Source organism: Mycobacterium sp., assembly GCF_032162105.1.
Classification (GTDB): Bacteria; Actinomycetota; Actinomycetes; order Mycobacteriales; family Mycobacteriaceae; genus Mycobacterium.
In genome coordinates this window covers 1-4,204 of record NZ_JAVRPS010000360.1, presented here as the reverse complement: position 1 = coordinate 4,204, position 4,204 = coordinate 1, and the positions used below count along the sequence as shown (strand labels likewise).

Genomic DNA, 4,204 nt, shown 5'->3' with positions numbered 1-4,204 from the left:
GGCGGCGCTGACCCGGTTCAGACGGTGGAAAGTATTTGACGCGGGCGTTTGCCACGTTAGAGGTGAAATGACTCCGACGAGGGACCCATAATCCCTCGTGCTGGAGCAGTCACCGCGTTGATCGCCTCGATACGGTTCCGCCATGCCGACCGATGACCGTGACGACGCGCACCATCGGGCGACGACGACTGTGTCGTGGGGACAGCCACGATGACGTCGACGTATGCCGCCACTAAGCCGGTACGTGCGCTCGGCGGATTCTTCGCGATGTCGCTGGACACCTTGGTCCAGCTGTTCAAGCCGCCCTTCGCCTGGCATGAGTACGTCCTTCAGTCATGGTTCGTGGCACGTGTGTCGGTACTGCCGGCGTTGATGCTGACCATGCCGTACTCCGTGTTGCTGGTGTTCACGTTCAACATCCTGCTGACCGAGTTCGGCGCTGCGGATTTCTCGGGGACAGGCGCCGCGATCGGCACCGTCAATCAGATCGGCCCGATCGTCACGGTGCTGGTCGTCTCGGGCGCGGGCGCCACCGCGATGTGCGCCGATCTGGGGGCACGCACCATTCGCGACGAACTGGACGCGCTGCGGGTAATGGGGATCAATCCCATCCAGGCGCTGGTGGTTCCGCGCGTGCTGGCGGCAACCACCGTGTCGTTGGCGCTGTCGGCAACGGTGATCCTGGTCGGTCTGACCGGGGCCTTTTTGTTCTGCGTGTTCATCCAGCATGTTTCGGCTGGCGCATTCGTCGCCGGCCTGACGCTGCTCACCGGCACCGCCGACGTCATTGTGTCGATGGTCAAGGCGATGCTGTTCGGGCTCGGGGCCGGCCTGATCGCCTGCTACAAGGGCATCTCGGTCGGCGGTGGTCCGGCCGGGGTCGGCAACGCGGTCAACGAGACCGTGGTGTTCACCTTCATGGTGTTGTTCGCGATCAACGTGATCGTGACCGCCGTCGGCATCCAGTTCACGGTGTCCTGAGGTGAGCACCCTATGACGGCCACCGTTCCCAGCAAGCTACATCCACGGCTTCTGCGCACCAGGGACAGCCTGACCGCCGGGTGGATGCGGATCGGGGCTCAGACGCGCTTCTACGCCAACACGTTGAGGGCGATTCCCGATGCCGTCATCAACTACCGGACCGAGTTGCTGCGGTTGATCGCCCAGATGGGGTTGGGTTCTGGGGCCCTGGCGGTGGTCGGCGGAACCGTCGCGATCGTCGGCTTTCTCACGATGACCACCGGCGCGTTGGTGGCGGTGCAGGGATACAACCAATTGGGGTCCGTTGGTGTGGAAGCCCTGACCGGATTCGCGTCGGCATTCTTCAACGTTCGGCTGATCGTGCCCGGAACCACCTCCGTTGCGTTATCGGCCACCATCGGAGCGGGCGCCACCGCTCAGATCGGTGCGATGCGGATCAACGAAGAGGTCGACGCCCTGGAAGTGATCGGTATCCGCAGCGTCACCTATCTGGCATCCACGCGGGTGCTCGCCGGGGTGATCGTTGTGATCCCGCTCTACTGCGTTGCGGTCATGATGGCCTTCCTGGCCGCCCGTGTCGGCACCACCGCCATCTACGGCCAGGGATCCGGTGTCTATGACCACTACTTCAACACCTTCCTCAACCCCACTGATCTGATCTGGTCGTTCTTCCAGTGCGTGGCGATGACCGTAGTCATCATGCTGGTGCACACCTACTACGGGTACACCGCCAGCGGTGGGCCTGCCGGTGTGGGCGAGGCCGTCGGCCGGGCGGTGCGCACTTCGATGGTGATCGCGGCGGTCGAGATCGCGATGATCTCGCTCGCCGTCTACGGCCAATCCGGCAACTTCAACCTGGCTGGGTAGCGGCATGGAACCACGGCCAGGAGAACAACGTGTCCCCACCGGGTGGTGGACGGTGATCCTGTTGGCGGCCATCGCCGCGTTCCTGTTCGCGACCGCGGTGATTTTTGCCGGCACGTTCAGGTCCTACGTCCCAGTGACCCTCACGTCGGATCGGTCCGGGCTCATCATGGAAACCAACGCCAAGGTCAAGATGCGCGGCGTGCAGGTCGGGCGAGTCAGCCAGGTGTCGACCGCCAAAGGCGCGACCAGGTTGACACTTGAGATCCAGCCCGACCAGATCCGTTACATCCCGGCCAACGTGCAAGCACAGATCAGGGTCACCACGGCGTTCGGCGCCAAATTCGTCGACTTGGTGTACCCGCAGAACCCGAGTGCTGGCCGGCTGACCGCCGGTGCGGTGCTGGTCTCGACAAACGTCACCACTGAGGTGAACACGGTTTTCGAAAATGTCGTCGACCTGCTTGACATGGTCGATCCGGCGAAGCTGAACGCGGTGCTCAGCGCGGTGGCCGAGGGAGTGCGCGGGCAAGGCGAGCGAATGGGTGAGGCCACCACCGACCTCAATCAGGTGTTGACAGCGTTGAACGAGCGCAGCGACACCATCCGAGAGGACTGGCGCTCATTCAAGAAGTTCAACGATACCTACGCCGCGGCCGCCGATAACATTCTGACGATCCTGAACGCCGCCAGCACTACCAGCACGACCGTCGTGAATCATTCGGGTGCGCTGGATAGCTTGCTGCTCAACGTCATTGGCTTCGCGAAATCCGGGACTGATCTGCTAGCCACAAGCAAGGACAGTCTGGTGTCATCGGTCAACACCCTCGAGCCGACGACGAATCTGTTGCTCAAGTACAACCCGGAGTACACCTGCTGGCTGCAAGGGGCGACGTGGTTCCTCAACAACGGAGGCTATTCGGTGTGGGGTGGCGCCGATGGTCGCTCGATCGACCTCGACGTCGGCCTGCTGCTGGGCAACGACCCGTACGCCTATCCCGACAACCTGCCCATCGTGGCGGCCAAGGGCGGACCCGGCGGGAAGCCCGGGTGTGGCTCACTGCCGGATGCCACGAAGAACTTTCCGGTGCGCCAGTTGGTCACGAACACGGGATGGGGAACCGGCCTCGATCAGAGGCCCAACCCGGGCATCGGACATCCGTGCTGGAGCGACTACTTCCCCGTCACCCGGGCTGTACCTGAGCCGCCCAGTATTCGGCAGTGCATCCCGGGCCCGGCGATCGGGCCGGTCGCCTACCCGGGTGCACCGCCGTATGGCGCGCCGCTGTACGGGCCCGGCGGGGTCCCGCTGTGGCCGGGGGTGACGCCAGGACCGCCGGGCCCAGGCCCGGCGCAGCCAGACCAGAACGGCCAGACGCCACCGTGACCGCCAACGACCTGCACAACCCGGAGGAGAGCTGATGGGGAACTTCAGAGGGGCGGCCTGGCGTCTGGTCATCTTCTTGGCGGTCTGCCTCTTGGGTTCGTTTGTGCTATTGACGATCTTCGCGCAGTTCCGCTTTACCGAAGGCAACACCTATTACGCGGTGTTCACCAACGTCTCCAACATGAGAAAGAACAGTTTGGTCCGGATCGCCGGCGTCGAGGTCGGCAAGGTGCACAACATCTCCGTCAACCGGGACGCGACCGTGCGGGTCGAATTCACCGCCGAGGATTCGGTTGTGCTCACGGAAGGCAGTCGGGCAGTGCTGCGGTACGACAACCTGTTCGGCGACCGTTACCTGGCGCTGGAGGAAGGCACCGGAGGCGTCAAAAAACTGAACCCAGGCGAGACGATCCCAGTGTCGCGTACCCAACCCGCGTTGGATCTGGACGCAGTGATCGGCGGCTTCCGGCCGCTGTTTCGGGCGCTGAACCCGGACCAGGTCAACGAGCTGAGTGGCCAGTTGCTGCAGGCGTTTCAGGGTCAGGGCGCGACGATCGGATCGTTCCTGGACCAGGCGGCCGCGGTGACCAACACGCTGGCCGACCGCGACCAGCTCATCGGGCAGGTCATCAACAACCTCAACGTCGTGCTGGGCTCGCTGGGCGGCCAAAGCGACAAGCTGGACACAGCGGTGACGTCGCTGTCGGAGCTGATCGACCATCTGTCGCAACACAAGACGGACATTTCGAATGCGGTGGCCTACACCAACGCCGCCGCCGGTTCGGTCGCCGACTTGATGTCCCAAGCCCGTGAGCCCTTCCAAAAGGTGGTCCACGAAACCGACCGGACCGCGGGCATTGTGCTGGCCGACCACGAGTACGTCGACAAGATCATCAACACCTTGCCCGATCAGTACCGTGCGCTGGGCCGTCAGGGCATGTACGGCGATTTCTTCAGCTTCTACCTATGCGA

4 protein-coding genes are annotated in these 4,204 nt (G+C 63.6%); all 4 read left to right on the top strand.

All coding sequences use genetic code 11. The annotated features are described in order from the left end of the window. The first annotated feature begins 210 nt into the window (after positions 1–210). Complete coding sequence (locus tag QOC69_RS18255; RefSeq protein WP_526442091.1) at positions 211–981, top strand: MlaE family ABC transporter permease; 771 nt, start codon at positions 211–213, stop codon at positions 979–981. A 12-nt stretch (positions 982–993) separates the two neighbouring features. Next, the gene (locus QOC69_RS18250; RefSeq protein ID WP_526442089.1) at positions 994–1,848 is read left to right on the top strand and encodes an MlaE family ABC transporter permease; all 855 of its coding nucleotides are present in this window, start codon (positions 994–996) and stop codon (positions 1,846–1,848) included. A gap of 4 nt (positions 1,849–1,852) precedes the next feature. Continuing rightward, positions 1,853–3,232, top strand: a complete 1,380-nt coding sequence (locus QOC69_RS18245; protein ID WP_526442087.1) for an MCE family protein — start codon at positions 1,853–1,855, stop codon at positions 3,230–3,232. 34 nt (positions 3,233–3,266) lie between these two features. Further along, the coding region (locus QOC69_RS18240; RefSeq protein WP_526442085.1) for a virulence factor Mce family protein at positions 3,267–4,204 on the top strand (938 nt) is incomplete at its 3' end.